This is a genomic window from Saccharicrinis aurantiacus, from assembly GCF_947489045.1.
Classification (GTDB): domain Bacteria; phylum Bacteroidota; class Bacteroidia; order Bacteroidales; family Marinilabiliaceae; genus Saccharicrinis; species Saccharicrinis aurantiacus.
Map to the genome: position 1 here is coordinate 274,275 of NZ_CANLCN010000004.1, position 21,095 is coordinate 295,369.

A 21,095-nucleotide genomic window follows, 5' to 3' on the forward strand; every position below is an offset into this window, starting at 1 on the left:
CAAAGGCCCTTTATAGGGCCTTTTTTTGTTGGTTATTATCTTATCAATCTAGTTTCTAAAACCGCACCCCAACTCCCCCACTTCTCTCGAACAACAAGTGCTTTTACGAGCTTCCTTATTTGCCCTCTTGATTTAACCGCTTGTTGTAAGTTCATATGTAACACCACTCAAATACAATTGCAGCACGTTTATACGCAAAAAACAAATATCCACCGCCAATTAATAACTCTGCATAAACAATTAGGTAACTAAAACGTTTTTTTTGTAACTTATGTATTCATAATTAGAACACTACCTATCAATTTAGCATAAACAAAATAATAATTAACACTATTGTTATGAAACTAAATCTACTTTTATTAGTCACACTAAGCACTTTTTTTTTTATACCAAAGCACAAACCACACATACTATTGGGGCAAGTGGCGCAGACTTTACAAGCATACAAGATGCAATTTTAAGTACTTCAGTAATTGATGGTGATACCTTAAGTATTATTGATGCTGTGCATACTGAATCTTCAATCTTAATTGACAAAAGCATCAATATTAAAGGGCAGGGTAAAGAATTAACACAAATACAGGCTGCCAATTCTCAAGCGGAGGCGAGTGATCGAATTTTACACATAGCTAACGTTACTGTTACTATTAAAGATATCGGTTTTACAAATGGTAATAGCTCGCAAAGTGGTGGTGCCATATTAAATGAAGGAAACTTAGAAATTATAAACACCAGTTTCTATAATAATAAAACCCGATCAACAAATACTACCTTGGATGGTGGTGGTGCCATTTTTAACAAAGGTGTTTTAGCAATATCTTTTTCTGATTTTACCAATAACTACTCTAATACAAATGGTGGAGCTATCTGGTCAACTGATGCAAACAGTACTTTATTATTGCAGAATGTTATAATTGATGATAATGAAGCTATTATAAATGGTGGTGGTATTGGCTCGCTGATTAGTGGAGACATATATATTGAAAACTCACTAATAGTACGAAATAAAACACAGCAAAAAGGTGGCGGTATAGCTATTAACGGTATCAGTCAATTGCCTTTAAATCAATTAAGCTTATTAGGTAATACGATCAGTGAAAATACTTCGAGCAGTGAAGGAGGTGGCTTATATATGGTAGGAGGAGATTTAATTATTGGAAATACCATTATCGCTCAAAATATTGATACCAATAACCCAGCTCATTCCGATGTATCCACCTATGGGGTACAAACTACAGAAGGATCAAACATAATTGGTATCAACCCAACAGGAAATGCAAGGTTAGAAGTTTCTCCTGATGATTTTGAAGGCACTCCAAGTGAACCCTTTAACCCGGAATTAGACGATACCTATACTCCACTCCCATCTTCTTGGGCAATTAACTACGGACAAAACCTATCCTATATTGTAGAAGGCAGTGTAGATGTTTATAATAATCCTAGAATTTTTGCGGGAAATGTTGAAATTGTAGACATTGGTGCTGTTGAATATCAAGATGAGCCACTACCGAAGTACATTATCCGTGTTCAAGAAACAGAAGTAGAATTTGGTGATGTACCAAGAGATGTAGTATCTAACAACTCGGTAACTATTGAGAACCTAGGTACCACTACCTTAACCATAGATTCTATTATAATTAATGGAGGATTTCAGGTAAGTATAGATGATACCCCTTCAAATAATCTTGAGCAATTCACCATTGAACCTCAACAAACACAAGACATTGTAATATCCTTACTTCCAACCAATGAAGGAGAATATATTGGGCAAGCAATTATATATAGTAATGCCGATAATGATGCAAGTGTAGAATTAAACTTGAGTGCTAACAGTATCGATAACTCAGAGCTATTCTCTGGTGATATAACAGAGGATACTGAATGGTGTACCACAAGAGTAATTGTTGGTAGTAATGTTGAAATTAAAGAAAACGTTACACTAACTATATGCGCAGGTACAGTTATCGAAATGGCAGACGATTATGAATTTACAATAAAAGGTGCTTTAATAAGCAATGGAACTGCTCTAGATTCTGTTAAATTTACAAGTGTTGATAACGAATGGGCGGGCTTACGTTTTGAAGCAAAAAAGAACTCTGCAATGCCATCGTATTTGAACTACACTGTAATTCAAAATTCAGCAGCAAATGGTAGTGGGCAATCAGTAAAAGGTGGAGGTATTTACCTAAACAGAGAATCGACTGTTGACATAAAAAATAGTACAATTCAGTATAATAGTGCTACAGATGTTGGTGGTGGTATATATAACGAAGGCCTGTTGAATCTCGATTCTGTGAATATTATTGGTAATACAACAATATTGGCTGCTGCAACTACAGAGGTTAAAGGTGGTGCCGGTATTATGAATCAAGGGATACTAAATTTATCGAACTCTTCCGTTACTAATAATCATTCAGCCAACGATGGTGGAGGAATCTATAACTCCAAAAAAGGAGAATTACTTGTTAGCAATACAACAATTTCCAACAATACTTCATACAGTTATGGTGGTGGTATATTTGCTTCTACCTTTGATGTATTAGAATTACGAAACTGTTTAATAACTGGCAACTCATCAGATAACAGTGATGGAGGAGGAATTGCAGGAGGAATTGATGGTGAGATTCTTATTATAAATACAACTATTGCTGATAACAATGCAATACTCACAGGCGGAGGTTTATATAATTTTGGCACAAACTTAAGTTTAACCAACTCAATTATATCTGACAACACAGGTGGCGATTACCCCGACATCAATAGTATTAGTGGGTTTACTTCTTACGGTTATAACATTATCAGAAATAAAGGACTTTTTGACTTCCCAATTGCTGAGGGCGATATTATTGGTACTTCGGAACAACCTATAAACCCTCGTTTAAAAGACGATTATAGTCTCGAAGAAAACTCTATTGCTTTAAATAATGGTACACCTGACATTGCGCCTCTTAATCTTCCTGAGAAAGATTTGGCAGGCATGCCAAGAATATTTGAAGGATCAACCCCACTTATAGATATGGGGCCATTTGAATACCAATCAGATCCTACACTTGATTATTTCTTATCCATTAGTAATGATAGTATATTATTCCCTGTTACTCAAAATAATTTAGTTAGCTACGACAGTACTTATCTTGCTAATATCTCTACTGGAACCATAGAAATTAGCAGTATGACAGCCCCTCCAAACTATCTAATTTCCATTGATGGTATTAATTACACACAAGAAATTACTGAGACCACAACCATATTACCAGATGATACATTAACACTTACCATTCAATTTTCGCCATTAGATGAAATAGTTTATACTGGTAATATCGTAATCAATAGTAACGATGATTTCGAACCTGAAAAAAACATTTTTGTTTCGGGTAAAGGGAATAATAATTTCCAACTAGGTGGTATAATAGATACCGACTCATTAGTATGTATTGCGCCTGGTGATACTATTAATATCACCGAAAATCTTACTATTACAGCAGGTAATACACTCGAGTTTTGTGCCGGTAGTATTGTGAAAGTGAATAAAGACGTTCATGTGAATGTTGAAGGTATGTTATTTATTACCGGTACAGAAAACGACTCTATTAAATTCTTCTCTGAAGATCCTTCTGTGCAATGGGGAGGTATTTATTATAAATATAATGCTCTTAATACTACTCCATCAGTGATTAATTACGCCACTTTTACAAACAGTAGACAAACAAATGGTGGTGCAATACACAACGACATACAAAACACCCTGAACATTAGCCACAGTATTTTCACTAACAATTCAACGGTTAAACGTGGAGGTGCTATCTATAACGCTGGCATTATGACCATTGATAGTTGTACTATTTCCAATAACTCTACCGATGTTGTTTGGTACGAAGGTGGTGGTGGTCTGGCTAATTATGGTAATCTAGAGGTTTCAAATACTACCATTAGCGACAACTTCTCTGGACATCACGGAGGGGGTGTGTATGCTGTAGGTGGTGGATCTGAACTCACCTTAAACAATTGTATAATAACAAATAACACTGCCACAAGTAGTGGTGGAGGTATTGGATGTCTTGATGGAAAATCAATAGAAATAAACCAATGTTTAATTGCCGAAAACGAAGCTTTAAATGGCAAAGGTGGTGGTGTACATACAGGAGTTTCCTTTGAACACTCTTTAATTATTAATAACTCTTCCATCACATCAAACACATCTGCAGGACCTGGAGGAGGTTTATTCACAGCTTCGGCAGTATTAGATATATCACATACGCTTATTGCCAATAATATAATGCCTTCCGAAAGTGACGATTATAGACCTGATATTTTCATACAAGGAGAAACCAACTCCTTAGGTTATAATTTTATTGGAAACCTAGGTCGTTCGTATTGGGATGCGAATACCGGAGATATATGGGGAACAGCTTCTTACCCTGAAGATCCGAAATTAGATGCAGACCATAAGCCTACAGCCACATCTTTAATTGCTAATATGGGTGATGCACAAGGAACATTTGGAGATTCTGACCTTGATTACAATGCACGTATATATGGTGGTATTATTGATATGGGTGCCTATGAGTTTCAGGCAGATAAAGAACTTGAAAATATAATCTTAGATCTCGATACCTCAGCTATAAATTTCTACGCACAACCGGTAGGTTTTAAAACTGAACCGTATACGCTGAAATTAAGTAACTACGAGGCCAATGACTATATTACCATTTCATCACTAACCGTACCAACCGGTTATTTGCTATCGGTTAATGGTAGCGAATTGGCAGAAACATATCCTGATGAAATATTAATACCAATAAATCAATCCGTATATGTAGACATCGTATTTGAACCTACCAATGAAGAAAATTACAACGGCATTGTAAGTATTACTAGTAATGATGAAAACTTCCCTATTCAAGAAATCCCTATTAGTGGTATCGGGGCAAGCATTATCCCTTCATTCTCGTTTGTTGATACTCCACCAACCATTGATGGAATATTAGAATCAGAATGGAATTCGTATGCTTATCAAGAAATAAATGTGCCTGTTTCTCCTGTTGGTGGCTTATCAACATTTGTGGCTGATTTGGCTGCTGGTTATCGTGCCACATGGACCAATGATAGTTTATATCTAATAGTAACAATAGCTGATGATTCATTATATAATGATAATGCCAACCCAGCGTTGAATGATAATGTAGAGTTGTATTTGGATTTCAATAATTCAAAACTTCCAAGCTATGGTTCTGATGACTATTTTATCAGATTTGTTTGGGATAACGATACTTACATTGTTGAAAATGGAAGTGATGTAACAGATATAAATTTTGCTCAAAATACAAACCCTAATTCTGTTGCATATGCTTTCGAAATGGCTATCCCTTGGTCATCGCTAAGTAATATTACACCTCAGGCAGGTACCGAAATAGGTATTGATATTAATGTGATTGATAATGATGGTTCCGGTGTTGAACAAATTCTAGCTTGGCACTCAGGTGCTACAGATAAAAATACGAATCCATCGGTATTTGGTACCGCTATTTTATTAGATAGTAATGGCGCAGATCCATTGATACCAGTTATGTCAACCAATGCCGACAATACTTATTTTAACATCATTTGTGAAGACTCTGTTGTTGTTGGAGTTGATTTTACTAACTCTGGTGTTGGTCGTGATTTAGAAGTATATTCATCCAACCAAACCACATTAGAAAAGGTACTTACTAAGTTAAATGAAAACTACACCAAGGTAACATCCTTAATTCCTGACAAATACAACTTCACCGAAGGAGATACAAGCTTTTATATTAATGATGGAGGTAACAATATGTATGAAATAGGTAACTATTTAAATACTAATTATAAGGATAAAATACCTTATTCCGATAATACTATTATTCAGTCTGCCGATTTTGGGTACAAAAGCAGGTATTTTACCAGAAAAGTTGAAGGCATGTTTGTGGCTGCAATTGATGCGAATGAGTTAGACTACTTTGAAGTAAATGGAGTTGCCGGAGCTATGGCAAATGCAACGCATAGTATAGATACAATTACGCAAATATTTAATGGAAACAAATACAAAGGCTTCATTAAAAAAGTATACGGTTCTTCAGAGCCATCCATAAACCAATTAATAATCACTCAGCCCAATAATAGGATTGTTCATACTATTGATAAAAATCCGAATTTCAACCGCCATAGAATTGATAGTCTCAATTTTACCAATCGTTTCTATTACATTTTATTCGCAAGCGAAACAGGCGGATTCGTACCAAATGAAGATTTTGAAAAGATAATGTACAGTTTCCTTGAAAATGTGGTTACGGAAACTAAGTATGCTAGTATTCCTGCTGGGCAAACAATTGGAATAGACCTTTCGGTACCAACTAGTAACTTGCATAATGGCATTCACGATAATATTATTGCCATTTATTCTAACGATCCTAGCAATCCTACGGATACCATTCAATTTACCATTGAAAAAGCGGGTATCCCAGATATTGAACTCTCTCAACGTACCATTAACTTTGGCGAAGTTATTGAGAACCATTATAGTGTTGACACACTAATTGTTTCGAACCAAGGCTGTTTGCCACTCGAAATATCAGACATTACATCAAATAACACTGAGTTTTTTGTACTCAATACTTCTTGGACTGTAAACCCAGATGCTCAGCAAAAAATTCCGGTTTATTTCCATCCTCTATCCATAGGTGACTTTGTTGGCGTACTTAATATTATCAATAACGACGAAAACCAAGAGATTTTACTAAAAGGAGTTACTGCAGATACAATACCTCCAGTTCTTACAGATGCAAAAGTACTACAAGAAACACCTAAAAATGTTACGCTAACATTTAATGAGCCTGTAACTTTTGAATCATTCCAAGGTTTCACAATAAAAGGAACCACCGGAGCCCTAGATGGCATTACTCAATTATCTGACAAAGAGCTCTCCTTAAGTTTATCTGAGGAAGTAAAATACGGACACATCATTACTTTAGATTATGACGATACGCTTGGCGATATTACAGATGCCTCTACCCTATTAAATCCACTGGCAAGTTTTACGGGTATGAGTGTGAGTAACTTTGTGGAGTATAAAGATGAAGTTCCTCCTACATTAATTGAAGCTAGGGTGAAGAACGAAACACCATTTAAAGTAAATTTACTGTTTAACGAAAATGTTGAAGCGCTTGATATTTCAGGAATCACTATTTCGGGAACACAAGGTACACCTACTTCAATAGATGGAGATAGTACAGTGCTTGAAATATCGATGGATGAAAGAATGTTTCATGGTGAAAACTTATTCTTTGATTATGAGTGGCTCACTGGTACAATTACCGATACTGCCAAAAACAGATTAGAGGATGTAGTAGGTCTAAGTATAATAAACGATGTGGAGTATGTAGATTCCATAGCGCCTGTACTCGTATTATCTACTGTAGAAGATAATACTCCTACACTCATTAATTTAAATTTTAGCGAGCCTGTAGAAATAGATGATATAAGCGGCTTTACCTTAACGGGAACTACAGGGTCCATTATCTCAGTTTCTGGTTCTGGAACTGAAGATCTTACATTAACATTAGATGCAAATGTGGTGTTTGGCGAGTATCTTGAATTAAGCTATACAGCCGCAGCAGGCTCAATTCGTGACTTATGGCCTTCTACGCCAAATTTCACACTCGATTTTGGACCTGTACCTGTACAGAATAATGTTGCATATGATGGTACTCCTCCAGGTGATCAGCCGATTGTTACGGGATCTAGTGTAACAAATGACGACCCTTATACTGTATTGGTTGAGTTTAGTGAAATAGTTTATGCTACTGATTCGAGTGGTTTTACAATATCAGGAACCTATGCCAACATAACTAAATCAGCTGGCTCAGGAACAAGTACCCTAAGCTTTACAATAGATAATCCTATTACCTATTGGGATGTGGCCTTATTATCTTATGATGAAACACTAGGTGATGTGATCAATGGTGAGAGTGAAATATTAAAATCCTTCACTAACCTCACTATTGTTAACGAGGTACAAGAAATAGATAATGATGCACCTGTTGTGTTATCTGCTGAAGTATTTAATGATAATCCTAATGAGCTAGTGCTTACCTTCGACGAAGTGGTAACGTTTATAGACATCAGTGGATTTACCATTGATGGTATTACCGCAAACATACAATCTGTTATTGGGGATAATACAAACACAATGACTTTTACATTGGATACAGAAGTGGTATTCGGGGATGCCCTCAAGCTCAGTTACAATCAATCTGTCGGTAACGTTAAAGATGTTGCCAATACACCAAATAGCTTGGAGAGCTTTAATGAGATGGCGGTTTCAAACTTTGTAGAATATGTTGATAATATAAAACCTGTAATTACGGCGGCTACAGTAAATAATGATACACCTTTAGAAATTACGCTTACTTTTAGTGAGCCTGTAACCTACACTGATGAAGTTGGCTTCTCATATACTGGTTCTTTAGGTGCAATTACAGGTATACAAGGTGACGGTACAAATACTTTATCTCTTACCCTTGATATTCCTATTGTGTACGGAGAAAGCATTATACTCAATTACATTGATGGTAATGTTACCGATATGGCTGAAGTACCGAATGTTTTGGACAATATCAACGGTTTACAGGTTACAAACTTAGTGGCAGATGAATTTGTAAATCCTCTAATATTGGATGCCAGTGTTGAAAATACTACACCAAATGTTATTACAGTATTATTCAACGAAATTGTTACTGCAGAAACGCCAAATGGTTTCTCACTTATCGGTACACCTGCGATAATTACTAACGCTAGTGGTAACAATACAAACACACTAACATTTACAACTGATATTGGCATAGCACATAGCGATGTGCCGAAATTGAAGTATGATGGTACTGGTGATATTAGCGATAGGCTTGATAATCCATTATTACCTGTTGAGTATACTATTCTGAATAGTGTTGCACCTAAAACTGATGCTACATTAAGTGATTTAACAGTGAATGGCGTAACGGTTCCTCAATTCAACCCAACAGTTCTCACATACAATGTAACTATTCCGGCAACTACAGTTGATATTCCAACGGTTGATGGAGTTACCAGCGATGTTAATGCTAGCTATACTGTATCGCAAGCAACAGAGATTGAAGGCACAGCAACAGTTGTTGTGACTGCTGAAGATGAGGTTGCAACTCTTACATACACTGTAAATCTTACTTTAGCAGAGAGTTCTGATGCTACCTTAAGAGATTTAACTGTGGATGGAGAGACTGTGGATGGTTTTGATCCTGCAATAGATGCATACATAGTTGAGCTTCCGTACAGTCAAACTATTGTTCCGCTTGTTGAGGCAACTCCGAATAATATTGATGCCGAAGCTGTGGTTACGCCAACAGGAAGTGTTCCTGGAACTACTAATATTGATGTTACTGCTGAAGATGATACTCAGCAACAATACACGGTGCAATTTACGCAAGCTGCAGCTAGTACTGATGCTACACTGAGTGACTTGACTGTTGATGGAACTACAATTATTGGTTTCGACCCAAATACAAGGGATTATACTATTGAATTACCATATGGTACAATCACAGTTCCTGAAGTTATTGGAGTGGCTAACGATGAACATGCTGAAGTAGTAGAAACACCTGCAGGTGCTCTACCAGGAACTTCAACAGTAGTAGTTACAGCAGAAGATGGTTTAACTACACTTACTTACAATGTGAACTTTACGTATGCTGCTAATACTGATGCTACTTTAAGTGACCTGACAATTGATGGTGTAACCATTGAAGGTTTTGATCCTTTAATATACACGTATAGCTATCAAATAGCTCACGATGCAGTTACAAGCCCTGTGGTGGTTGCAACAGAAAACGACCCTAATGCGAGTCATAGCATTAGTGCCCCTTCTTCATTGCCAGGAGATATGTCTATTACGGTTACTGCAGAAGATGGTGTTACCAAATTGGTTTATCGCATTACCTTTAGTATTGCCCACTCCAACGATGCTACGCTTTCAGATTTATTATCGGATGGTATTACTGTTCCTCACTTTAATTCATTAATTAAAAAGTATAATATTGAATTACCATACGGAACCACAACAATGCCTGTTGTTAGCGCTGTAACAAGTGATGATGCTGCTACTACAATAATCAACCAGGTAACAGCATTACCAGGAGCAGCAACAGTTGAAGTTACTGCCGAAGATTTGATTTCTAAGTCGACATATACCATTAACTATTCAGTAGCTGAAAATACCGATGCTACCTTAAGCAGTATACTTGTTGATAATGCTTTAATACCAGGATTCGATCCTTCTAAATTAAATTATAATGTAGAATTACCTTACGGAACAGTAGATGTTCCAACTGTTATTGCATATCCTACAGATGCCAATGCTACAGTTATTATTACGGATGCAAGCACTGTGAATGGTACAACTAGAATTAAAGTAACAGCAGAAGATGGTATTACGAATCAAACCTATTCAGTTAAGTTTAGTGTAGGTTTAAATACCGATGCTACATTAAGTGATTTAACGGTTAATGGATCAACGGTTGATGGATTTGATCCTAACACTTATAGCTATACTGTGGTTGTACCATACGGAACTACTATTGTGCCTACTGTAGTGGCAACTACTACCGACGACAATGCAGCGCTTGTTATGAGTACTGCAAATAGTTTACCGGGAACCACTTCAGTAAATGTGACCGCACATGATGGTGAAACAAAATTACAATATGATGTAATATTTGAAGTTGAACCTAATACCGATGCTACACTGCAAAGCATTAGTGTGGATGACGTGGTAATTCCTGACTTTAGTTCTGGTGTTTTCGAGTATTTTTATGTTGTTGAGCAAGGAGAAACAGAAATCCCTGTGGTAACCGCTGTAGCAACTGATGCAAATGCTGCAATAGTAATTACGGACGCGAATACGCTGCCTGGCACTACAGATATTGAGGTAACGGCAGAAGATGAAACTACTGTATTAAACTACTCTGTTCAATTTGTAATAGGTACTAAGCTGCCGGGTGAAAGCATTTATAAAGTAAATGTATTCCCGAATCCTACTTCGGAATATTTGAATATAGATTTAGGTATGCCAGCTAGTGACGAACTTAGCTACGAGATATACGATATCAGCGGAGCTCGTGTTTATTCGAATAAGATTAAAGCCAATACTAATAAATTACGCATTGATGTTAGCGAATTGAATATTGGAATACACACACTTATTATAAAATCTGATAAGCAGAAATATGTAAAACGCATCATGATAGAATAAGTAAATACGAATTATAAACCAAAGGCCGGTGCTATGTAGTACCGGCCTTTATTATTTTATAGACTGTATCAGTCATTTTGAAATTATAGAGTGAAGCATGTTTTTATTAGTTGAAATATCCGTTTAATCATTTCGCCAGATTATTGGTGTAAATAATCCGTAATTACTTATCTTGTCACCTGTTTTAAGAGGGCTATTATCCACCACTAATAGTGTTACTTATAACAAACGGAATATCCTTATTATTCCCTTAAGGTTGGAAAAGCAAGCTTCCGATAACCTTAACTTACTGGATGAACAAGTATTATGGAAAACCTTAAAGCTGAATCTCATTTTAGGTATTTCTGTAATCACTTCTATCAGCATTTGAAATGCTAATGACACTGTTTCACTGCCAACTTAATGCAGTGAAATAAACAAGCACCTGTATATAAGATCCAGCAAGTTGAAACCTCAAATAATTTTAATAAAACTATAAACTAATACAAGGTACCCCTTTCGGTATCTTATAAAAGGTAACTTAATTATGAATAAGAATTTTGAAGTTATAACATTCGGAGAGTCAATGGTTCTATTTAGTCCTGGTGACAAGGGACCTTTGCGACACATACATAATTTTACAAAATCAATTGCCGGTGCCGAGTCTAATGTTGCAGTGGCCTTGGCCCGACTAGGTCATAAGGTGGGTTGGTTTTCAAAGGTTGGCGATGATGAATTTGGCAGATACCTTGAGTTCATGATTAGAGGTGAGGGTGTGGATGTTTCGCAACTTAGAGTGGATAAGGAACACCAAACCGGACTTTTATTTAAGGAGCTATTTGAACATGTGAACCCCAATGTGTACTACTATAGAAAAAACTCAGCAGCTAGTTTCCTAAAACCTTCTGATATAGATAAGGCATATATACAGAGTGCAAAAATTCTGCATATAACAGGCATTACCCCTGCCATTAGTAAATCGGCCAAAGAGGCTACATTTGAAGCCATCAGAATTGCCAAAGAAGCGGGTGTTAAGGTTTCTTTTGACCCTAATATTCGTTTAAAACTATGGTCGCTTGAGGAAGCCAAGGAAACCATACTTGAGATTTGCCAACATGTAGATATACTGTTCCCAGGCATTGACGAATCGGAAATACTACTTGGCACAACAGATACTGAAGAAATATTTAAAAGCTTCCATGCCATGGGTATTGGCGAAATTGCCCTTAAGCTTGGCAAAAAGGGTTGCATGGTATCTGATGGTAAGGTAGCTGAATTTATTGCTGGCTACACCGTTGAAAAACTTGAAGATACCGTAGGTGCAGGCGACGGCTTTGCTGCGGGATATTTGAGTAGCCGATTAAAAGGACATACCATACAGGAAGCGGGCGATTATGCCAATGGTGTTGGCGCTATGGCTACGCTTGTGAGAGGAGATAGCGAGGGTTTCCCTACATTTCAACAACTGCAGGCCTTTACAGGAAAAATAGAATCTATTGATCGATGATTGATTAGATTTTAGAACACTGGTGCTAGACAGAATATTGGCTAGCACTAGTGGTTTATTAATAGGCTTGAGGTAGTTATTTAGAGGTGTGTATATGGGTAGTCGTGCAAATTACCACTTCACTACTTTGACTCAGCAAGCTTAACAAAATATAACTAAACACCCAAAGCCAATTGAAGTACCATGCCTTTTGTATACCATGTTGTTAGCTGCCCATTTTACAAAAAGATGTATTAACGCCTTGCTCCTATCTCATCAAAACATTGTCCTATCTTCTTCAAACCTTCTCCTATCTGATCAAAATTTAGTCCTATTTTGTGAAAATTGATATTAATGTGTTCCTCATGCATTTAGTAGTTATCAAAACTTAAATAAATGTGCACAAAACGATATCCTATTTAAATAAAATAGGAGCATATCTTATGAAGAAATGCTCCTATGATGATGAAACTTAGTCCTATTTATGAATAAGCTACTCCTATGTTGCTTAACCTGCAATATGCATTAACTTATCTATTGCGCACTAAAACTACTTCAAAACAAAACGATTAACTTTTACCAACTCACCATAGCGGTGCTATGCCTCGTCTCTATAAGTTTTTGTTTTATTGTATTTTTAATGCTCATTGCGATATTCTAATACATATACAGGTTAAAGCTATTTAATTTACGGGCTCGCTAATTTTACGAGCTGCATTCATATTTGCTATTACCTTTGCAAAGGTGAATTGATCTTTCTTTAGTTCATCGTATTGATAATAGTTGGATGCTATTTTACAGATGCCAATGATTTCGTTATAAATTGTATTAAAGGTTAGTGTAATATCTTTGGATACTGATTTTGTTTCTGTTTTTAGTGTTTCTTGCGAAACGTTGGCTTGCTTAAGATTGCCGGCATATCCGATTACGCGATCTAACAGCGCTGGATTTATACCTTTTGATATAATTATACTTCTTAATTCGTCGCTAAGGTTTTGCTTAAAATGATAGAGTAATGCAATTAATGCTTCTTGATCTTTTTTTTGTACTTGTTTTAGGTGCTTGCTAAATCCTAGGGTGTTTAGCATTTCGCTAAGTTTGGGTTTGTCGTGGGAGAAATCGACTTCGAGTTGGGTTTTTAAGAAACTTAAATCGCGCATAGCAGGGAGTTGAATGGCTTGCAGATTGCCTGTTGCATTGCGTAATTCTTTCTTTTTATCTACGCCTAATTGATTATCGATTGCATCATCAATTTGAGAGTCTAATTGAAGGGCATATTCCTCTGTCCAATTAGTACGAATAGTTGATAATTCAGGAAGGTTTGTAGTAAATGATTTTGTAATTGTTTTTGATGCCATTAACATATCAACATCTTTGTAATTGTAATTTCGATTAAGTGCCATTTTGGTAAATTATTTTAAATTAATATACATTGAATTTAATAATTTATTTTGAAAATTACGATTAATACTTTTATTCAAGTTATTAATAAACAACACATCCATACATTGCTTACCTAATAAAGGGTTTGCGGCACTTACTTTTTAATATTGAAATATTAGTTAACAGTATATTTTATTATCCAATATTTTTTTATATACTTTGCAACATTAAATTATCAAATTACTAACCTAATTCTGTTTATTTTATGTTTGGACATAAAAGCTTTTTACGCATAGGCGAATTAACTGATGGAAGTATAAGTGGACTGTACACGGGAGGCTACGAACTGGTATCGTGCCGTTATAGTTTTGGACAAGGGATTGACCAAAAAGGACAAGCTCAAACCGAGGTGAGAGGCGGAAGTATAGAAATTAACTACGGTAATGTTCCGCCTAACGAGCTACTAGAATGGATGCTCAAATCAAACGATTTACGCAATGGTGCTATTGTTATTTGCGATGCGAATGATACGCCTATTGAGAAAATTTATTTTGAGGATGCGGCTTGTGTTGACTTAAAAATTAAGCACATTAAAAAAACACATGGCTATACTGCTTGTGAATTTGTATTGCAGGCTCGTAAGATTATTTTTGAATCGACAGCTCACGAAAACCGTTGGGCAAACCTAAAAAACTAAACCCATGCACAATTTAATACAAGATGATGCCAACATAGATGTTTGGCTTATATTAGATAATAGCGAGTACGAACTTTCGGATTTTAAGATATCGTTTAGTCAGGCTTGTGATGATAAAGGAGAACCCCAGAGTATTGTTAGAGGCGGTAGAATGAATTTATCGTTTAAACAAAGTTTACCCGAGAGCATTTATAATTGGGCTGTTAAAACGAGCCTGAAAAAAAGTGGCTCGGTGGAGTTTAGATTACAAAGCCAGAGTGCGCCTTTAAAGGTTGAGTTTATGGATGCTTATTGTATAAACTTTGATAGAAATGTTGATTCTATTGGCGGTGGATTAACCACCTCACTTATTATATCGCCCGAGGAAATACTAATTAATGAATTTTCGTTTGATAATAAATGGAATAACTAAACCCCTATAGCATGAGCAAGTATAGTAACAAATATATTACCTCAGAAGAGTTTGAGGTTTTGGTAGGCTTTGGTAGCCTTTACGAGGGCTTTGTTGAGGGTGTGGGCTATGCCTTTATTAGTAGTGGATCTGTACCTCCACCTAATGATGTATCGTGGCCTAATGCCCCTGCACACATACCCTACACTGAAAGTTATACTACCACGTTTTTTATTCAGAAGGTAGACACTTCGGAGGAGATGCGCATATTAAGCTTAAAGCATAAGATAGCTGCGCAAAACAGAAATTTACCTAGTAATACAGAAGACCCTAATACAGGTTGGGTAAAAAAAGAGGATGGTTCAGCTTATTGGAGTGATAAAACAAAGCTAAAAGCAGGCGAAAAGTTTAAGGGTAAAAAGGGTTATGATTTAGAGTACACTTACCACGAAGATGGTTCGAAAAGTGCATTTACGGGCTTTATGCTGAGTGATGTTAATGTTAGACCTGATGAAGGAGAAGTGGTTGCACGATCAGTAAACCACAGCATGAATACCGAAGGTGTTAAAGTAGTAGCCATTACAATTTGCGTGCCCCTTGCTATTATTGCAGCTGCAGAATTAGGTACTTCGCAACTAGCTTTACAGGGGTATAAGTATATGGGAAAAGCCCCCCAGCATATAACACAATGGGGTATGAAAAAATTATATAATTATCAATATTGGAATGGTAGTTTAGCCGAACAAGTAAATGTTGTATATTATGGCATAGGGGCTAAATTAGGAACACAAGGCGCTAAATACATAAATGATGCAATACCTGTTTTGTTTGAAGAAACAGGACCGATATTTCCTGGTATGAATATGCGTCAAATTTACTTATCAACGCTTAAAGAAATTAATGACTTAAATTCAAATTCGACTATCAAGAATGAGTAATTTACTATTTATTGTTATTGTTATTGTCTTTATTTATGGGATTGCCACAATAAGGCGGGACACAAAAAATCTATTTCCTAAAATTATTAACTTAGGAATAATGATGATACTATTAATTTATATTACCAATAATGAATTATACTATTTTACATTATGGTTTTACGATTTTAAAGGTCAAATATTAAGTGAATATATACAAGTTGGTATACTTAGCCCATTCTTATCATTGATAAGTTACTTATTGGCTATAGTTATTGCAATAGCATTTACTGTAGTTATTATTGGTATTTTAGGGCTACGAAGAACCAGTCATATTCGCTTACTAAAACTATTACCTTCATATCTCTTATCTCAATACATATCTCTATATAAAGTTAGTATTATTGAATCTGGCAACTTTAGTTTGAAATTTGGTATTATTAGTGCAATAATCTTAATTATTGTAAATATATCAACATATATATTGTATAAAAATACGTTTATTAAAAAGTGTTTTATATAAATATTGGTTACTGTTTGCGTGCCCCTTGCTATTATTGCAGCTGCAGAATTAGGTACTTCGCAACTAGCTTTACAGGGGTATAAGTATATGGGTAGGTATGCTAGCAAGGCAATAAATAACAAATATATTAATGTGCCTGCCATGGCAGGGGAATATGCATCACAATTGATTAAACATGATGGAGATTGGCATGCTGCTGCCATGAATTTTAATTTTACATCGGCAATACCAGGGGGGCCTATGTGGGGAAAAGCCGCAAATGTAGCAGCAGGGACTATTTTTAAACACTCTAGTTTAAATAGGGGGTTTACTTATCACAATGATGGATTGGCTGGTTATACCGGAAGAGCTGTTGCAGGAAGCTTGATTCAATTTGGTACACATGAATTCGGTTCTATTGGTGGAAATGCTTTTGGTAATACTTATGGAAACTATATAAATATACTTACAACTTATGGGCAAAAATACTCAAACATCAAATAGTAAAATCATAGTTGGTGCTATCGTTTTATTTATTGGACTATATTTCGTGATAAAGATGTTAAGCAACTTTTTGTTCGATACTTATTTTAATGACTTTGAACGAACAATTGCAATTATACAAGACCGCACATATGGAGGTACTGTATCTATGACATTATCCTATGACTTTCACTATAGAGTTGATAATACAATTTACAGGGGTCAATACTCAATTCCTAAAGATGGTGTAGAGAAGAGATTAAAATACCCTAAATACAAATACTTATTAATATATAGTAAAGATAAACCTTCATATTATGTTTTTGTGCCAGTAGAAGTAACAGAACGTAACTACAAAGACATAAAACTCGATAGAGAGAGATTAAAAAAGGAATTTCTTTGGCCTAATAATAAGGCAAAAGTGGTGAAAGTAATTAAGTGAAAATACAGTCGAAAAGTCGTATGTAAACTATATAAATATGCTTACAACTTTTGGACAAAAACACACCAATGTCAAATAGAAACCAGATATTAATTGTAATACTTGTAACTTTCATACTCTTCACTATATCAAATATATACAATAATTTTACATACAACAAATATATGACCCAGGTTGGAAATACAATTGGTATTACAACAAAGAGCTCTTTAGGTGGAAATATAACGATGTCAATTGATTATGATTATCATTATAAGGTAGGCAACCAGACTTATCGTGGACTATATTCCATATCAAAAGAGAGTAATGAGAAACGGCTTAGATGTCCTAAATACAAATACCTAGTAATTTACAGCAAAAAGAATCCGGCTTATCATATCCTAATTCCAAGAGAAGTAACAAAAGATAATTATAAAGAAATTAAAATCTCTGATGATGTGATAAAGGATAAATTCATTTGGCTTAATGACAAAGCTAGAGTTGTTAAACAAAACTGAGTTAATATGAAAATTAGTTGAAATGCTATTGGAAACTATATAAACATGTTTAAAACCCAGTGGTTTTTCAAGCAGAACGAATTATACTAGTAAAAAGTTATGAGATTAAAAAAGTATTCAGATGGCAGAATTCCTCTGATAATATTACTAATAATAATTTATACCCATCAATTTTATGAACACAAGAATAACAAAACATTAGAGGAAAATCACCGCTATACTATAGGGAATGTATACGAGCATAAATATTTATCTAGGGGGGGAAGTAAAATATATTTTAGTTATAATTATGATGGAGTCAGATACAGCTCAAGTACAACTGTAGACTCAAAAGAGTTTCTACACAAAAATTATTTTATAAAATTTAACCCAGAAAAACCTACCCACTGTGAAATATTACTAGATAAAATAATACCAAAGCATATTGTAGCCCCAATAAAAGGATGGAAAACAAAACCTAGAATAGTTAAAAAGAAAATTAGTTGAATTGCTATTAAAAACTATTTACCCAATAATAAACTATTGATGAAAAACATTGAAATTTGTAAAGGCTGTACCAATAAGAAGTTGGACATAGAGAGAGGACTTATGTGTGGTCTGACTAATGATAAACCAAATTTTGTAAGCAAGTGTGGAGATTTTATTCCTGTGGATGAGTCATACAAGGATGTTGCAAATAAAATTCTTGCTCAAGATGAATATTTAGAACCAATAAGAAATGAGGAAGAAACAGAATCAGATTCGAAACAGGATGACTCTTTAAATCAGCGCACAGAAGAAAAACAAATTAAAAGTGCAGCAAGTTGGTTTTTCTGGATTGCAGGGCTTACATTAATGAATTCAATATACCAATACCTCGATTGTGGGCAAATCTTTATTTTTGGTGTAGGGTTAAACCAAATTATTGAAGCTGCATTATATGAATCAAGTGAAGTAAAGTCCATTTTGTTTTTAATTCCGAGTATTTTAACATCAGGTATTTTTGTTTTAATCGGGGTAAAAGCCCGAAAAAAGATAAAAGGAGCATTTTTAGCTGGACTAATTATTTATAGTATTGATTCGCTTTTATACTTATCCGTTGGGGGCTACTTATCGTTTGGACTTCATTGTTTTGTTTTATTTATGGTATATAAAACTTTAGAAGCATCAAAGTTAATGACAAAAGAGCAAGTTGTTAAACAAGTAGCTGAGTTTACACGGATTAATAGATATAAATAGGAATAAACGAGCCTTGAATTGGGTTTAATTTCTAAACTGCTTATCCTACTGCAGGTACCTCACAACTTGCTTTACAGGGGTATAAGTATATTGCTGCTAACAAAATGCTAAAAGATGACTAAAGAGCAAAAAAAAAATGAAAACCTATCTTTCGGTATAGCTTTAATCATATTTACAGTCATTACAATGTACCTTATGTACCGTAAGCATGAGGCAAGTAAAGAATTAGATAGCTGTCACAGGTATACTATTGGTGAAGTATATAATCATTTATACATGTACCGAAGTGGTGAGCAGATAAATTGCAAATTTACATATAACTCAAAAGAATACATTCTAACTAAAACGGGGTCTGATTTAAAACAAACAAAAGGGAAAAACTACCTTGTAAAATTTAATCCTGATAATCCAAAAATTTCAGAGATATTATTAGATAAAGTAATACCAAAGCATATTGTAGCACCCTCAGAAGGTTGGAAAACTAAACCTAGAATAGACGAATGAATTTAAAGCTACTGAATAAAATTGCCAAAACTATTTTTATTACAGGAGGTGTAATAATGATTATTCTTGGTATTAAGAATACAATTAGGATAGAACGTGAATTAGCAGAAGAGACTAGATTTACAATAGGGTATGTTATAAAGTGGTATCAAGGAGCAAAGGGAAAACCTACTGTAAATTACTCTTACACTATTGAAAGAAAAAACTATGAAAGTAGTGAGTATATTAAATCTGGTTACAAAAAATCTGTTGGTAAGCGGTACTTTTTAAAGTACTATCCTCTCAACCCTCAAAATAGCAAACTATTGTTAGATGACCCTGTACCCGATTGGTTAAAAGCACCACCTAATGGTTGGGCAGAAATGCCTAAGTTGGATATGGAAAATAAAAGAATATTGGAGTAAAATAGTATTAAAACCCTAACCTTATTTACCCAGGCGATATAGCAATAGCACACAATACATAAATGATGCAATTTCTGTTTTATTTGAAGAAACAACTCCATTATTTTCAGGAATGAATATGCGACAAATTTATTTATCTATACTGAAAGAAATTAATAATTCTAATTCAGCAATCTGTAATGAGTAATCTATTATTAATATTATTAGTCTGTGTACTTTTATTTGGTATTACTAAGATCACCAACAATAAAAACAATCTTTCACCTAAAGTAATTAATTTATTTATAATGATGTTGTTATTGTTATACATCACCAATAATGAACTGTACTTTATTACAAAGTGGATGTTTAATTTTAGATCACAAGTAATAAATGAATATAAACAAATAGGTATCCTTAGCCCGATAGCATCTGTTTTGACTTATTTTATAAGCGCAGCAACCGCTTTAACTCTAACTATAAATATAATTGGTACTATAGGGCTTAGAATAAAATCCAAAATACGTATGCTAAGAATAATTCCATTCTATATGCTATTACAATATATATTATTATACAAGGTTAGCATTTTAGGATCGGGTTCCATTAGTTCAAGAATTAATATAATTATGGCAACTATATTAGTGTTAGTGCTTACAGTAATTTACATAGTATACAGGATTCCTTCTATGAAGAGATGTTTCGTATAATAGTTTCTAATGCTAGTACTAAGCTAAGCCAGGTATAAAAGGTGTTAACCTTATAAAAGATGCGTTACCTATATTATATGAAGAAGTTAGTACTGAATTTCCGGGTGATTCTCCAAATCAAGTGTCTCTTGGATTCAAGGGTCTAGTGCAACAAAGTTTGTTTTTGTATTGGATGCAAATTAGCATAATTAATTTTTATTTGTA

14 protein-coding genes are annotated in these 21,095 nt (G+C 34.8%); 13 read left to right on the plus strand and 1 reads right to left on the minus strand.

The window, feature by feature from the left end; all coding sequences use genetic code 11:
• Positions 1–505: 505 nt before the first annotated feature.
• Positions 506–11,299, plus strand: a complete 10,794-nt coding sequence (locus QMO11_RS07190; protein ID WP_282036673.1) for a sugar-binding protein — start codon at positions 506–508, stop codon at positions 11,297–11,299.
• A gap of 526 nt (positions 11,300–11,825) precedes the next feature.
• Entirely contained in the window at positions 11,826–12,785 is a 960-nt protein-coding gene (locus QMO11_RS07195; protein WP_282036674.1) for a sugar kinase, read from the plus strand.
• A gap of 662 nt (positions 12,786–13,447) precedes the next feature.
• Here the strand turns inward: QMO11_RS07195 and QMO11_RS07200 are convergent.
• Positions 13,448–14,167 carry a hypothetical protein gene (locus tag QMO11_RS07200; RefSeq protein WP_282036675.1) on the minus strand — a complete coding sequence of 240 codons (720 nt, stop codon included), beginning with the start codon at positions 14,165–14,167 and terminating at the stop codon, positions 13,448–13,450.
• A gap of 245 nt (positions 14,168–14,412) precedes the next feature.
• Between QMO11_RS07200 and tssD (QMO11_RS07205) the strand changes: the two genes are divergently transcribed.
• The 11 genes from tssD (QMO11_RS07205) to QMO11_RS07255 all read left to right on the plus strand — a co-directional run bounded on the left by tssD (QMO11_RS07205) (position 14,413) and on the right by QMO11_RS07255 (position 20,202).
• Positions 14,413–14,844 (plus strand): type VI secretion system tube protein TssD, encoded by a 432-nt coding sequence (tssD, locus tag QMO11_RS07205; protein ID WP_068471609.1) that lies wholly within the window; start codon positions 14,413–14,415, stop codon positions 14,842–14,844.
• Positions 14,845–14,848: 4 nt separating this feature from the next.
• Positions 14,849–15,256 (plus strand): type VI secretion system tube protein TssD, encoded by a 408-nt coding sequence (gene tssD / locus QMO11_RS07210; protein ID WP_068471608.1) that lies wholly within the window; start codon positions 14,849–14,851, stop codon positions 15,254–15,256.
• An 11-nt stretch (positions 15,257–15,267) separates the two neighbouring features.
• Positions 15,268–16,173 carry a hypothetical protein gene (locus tag QMO11_RS07215; protein ID WP_282036676.1) on the plus strand — a complete coding sequence of 302 codons (906 nt, stop codon included), beginning with the start codon at positions 15,268–15,270 and terminating at the stop codon, positions 16,171–16,173.
• A 100-nt stretch (positions 16,174–16,273) separates the two neighbouring features.
• Positions 16,274–16,675 (plus strand): hypothetical protein, encoded by a 402-nt coding sequence (locus QMO11_RS07220; protein WP_282036677.1) that lies wholly within the window; start codon positions 16,274–16,276, stop codon positions 16,673–16,675.
• Between the two features lie 3 nt (positions 16,676–16,678).
• On the plus strand, positions 16,679–17,158 hold the full coding sequence (locus QMO11_RS07225) for a hypothetical protein (protein WP_282036678.1): 480 nt from the start codon (positions 16,679–16,681) through the stop codon (positions 17,156–17,158).
• Positions 17,130–17,579 carry a hypothetical protein gene (locus tag QMO11_RS07230; RefSeq protein WP_282036679.1) on the plus strand — a complete coding sequence of 150 codons (450 nt, stop codon included), beginning with the start codon at positions 17,130–17,132 and terminating at the stop codon, positions 17,577–17,579. Before QMO11_RS07225 ends, QMO11_RS07230 begins: the two co-directional genes overlap by 29 nt.
• A gap of 164 nt (positions 17,580–17,743) precedes the next feature.
• The gene (locus QMO11_RS07235) at positions 17,744–18,076 is read left to right on the plus strand and encodes a hypothetical protein (RefSeq protein WP_282036680.1); all 333 of its coding nucleotides are present in this window, start codon (positions 17,744–17,746) and stop codon (positions 18,074–18,076) included.
• A 99-nt stretch (positions 18,077–18,175) separates the two neighbouring features.
• Positions 18,176–18,562: a hypothetical protein gene (locus QMO11_RS07240; RefSeq protein ID WP_282036681.1), complete on the plus strand. Its 387-nt coding sequence runs from the start codon at positions 18,176–18,178 to the stop codon at positions 18,560–18,562.
• A 39-nt stretch (positions 18,563–18,601) separates the two neighbouring features.
• Positions 18,602–19,294, plus strand: a complete 693-nt coding sequence (locus QMO11_RS07245; protein ID WP_068471602.1) for a hypothetical protein — start codon at positions 18,602–18,604, stop codon at positions 19,292–19,294.
• A gap of 114 nt (positions 19,295–19,408) precedes the next feature.
• Entirely contained in the window at positions 19,409–19,798 is a 390-nt protein-coding gene (locus QMO11_RS07250) for a hypothetical protein (RefSeq protein WP_282036682.1), read from the plus strand.
• Positions 19,795–20,202: a lysozyme family protein gene (locus QMO11_RS07255; RefSeq protein WP_282036683.1), complete on the plus strand. Its 408-nt coding sequence runs from the start codon at positions 19,795–19,797 to the stop codon at positions 20,200–20,202. Before QMO11_RS07250 ends, QMO11_RS07255 begins: the two co-directional genes overlap by 4 nt.
• The last annotated feature ends 893 nt before the right edge of the window (positions 20,203–21,095 follow it).

Bases quoted from the DNA above. Each gene is read 5' to 3' on its own strand.
- QMO11_RS07250 (WP_282036682.1), top strand. From the start codon at position 19,409: ATGACTAAAGAGCAAAAAAAAAATGAAAACCTATCTTTCGGTATAGCT.
- QMO11_RS07240 (WP_282036681.1), top strand. From the start codon at position 18,176: ATGAGATTAAAAAAGTATTCAGATGGCAGAATTCCTCTGATAATATTA.
- QMO11_RS07195 (WP_282036674.1), top strand. From the start codon at position 11,826: ATGAATAAGAATTTTGAAGTTATAACATTCGGAGAGTCAATGGTTCTA.
- QMO11_RS07215 (WP_282036676.1), top strand. From the start codon at position 15,268: ATGAGCAAGTATAGTAACAAATATATTACCTCAGAAGAGTTTGAGGTT.
- QMO11_RS07200 (WP_282036675.1), bottom strand. From the start codon at position 14,167: ATGGCACTTAATCGAAATTACAATTACAAAGATGTTGATATGTTAATG.
- QMO11_RS07235 (WP_282036680.1), top strand. From the start codon at position 17,744: ATGACCCAGGTTGGAAATACAATTGGTATTACAACAAAGAGCTCTTTA.
- QMO11_RS07255 (WP_282036683.1), top strand. From the start codon at position 19,795: ATGAATTTAAAGCTACTGAATAAAATTGCCAAAACTATTTTTATTACA.
- QMO11_RS07220 (WP_282036677.1), top strand. From the start codon at position 16,274: ATGATGATACTATTAATTTATATTACCAATAATGAATTATACTATTTT.
- tssD (WP_068471609.1), top strand. From the start codon at position 14,413: ATGTTTGGACATAAAAGCTTTTTACGCATAGGCGAATTAACTGATGGA.
- tssD (WP_068471608.1), top strand. From the start codon at position 14,849: ATGCACAATTTAATACAAGATGATGCCAACATAGATGTTTGGCTTATA.
- QMO11_RS07230 (WP_282036679.1), top strand. From the start codon at position 17,130: ATGGGCAAAAATACTCAAACATCAAATAGTAAAATCATAGTTGGTGCT.
- QMO11_RS07245 (WP_068471602.1), top strand. From the start codon at position 18,602: ATGAAAAACATTGAAATTTGTAAAGGCTGTACCAATAAGAAGTTGGAC.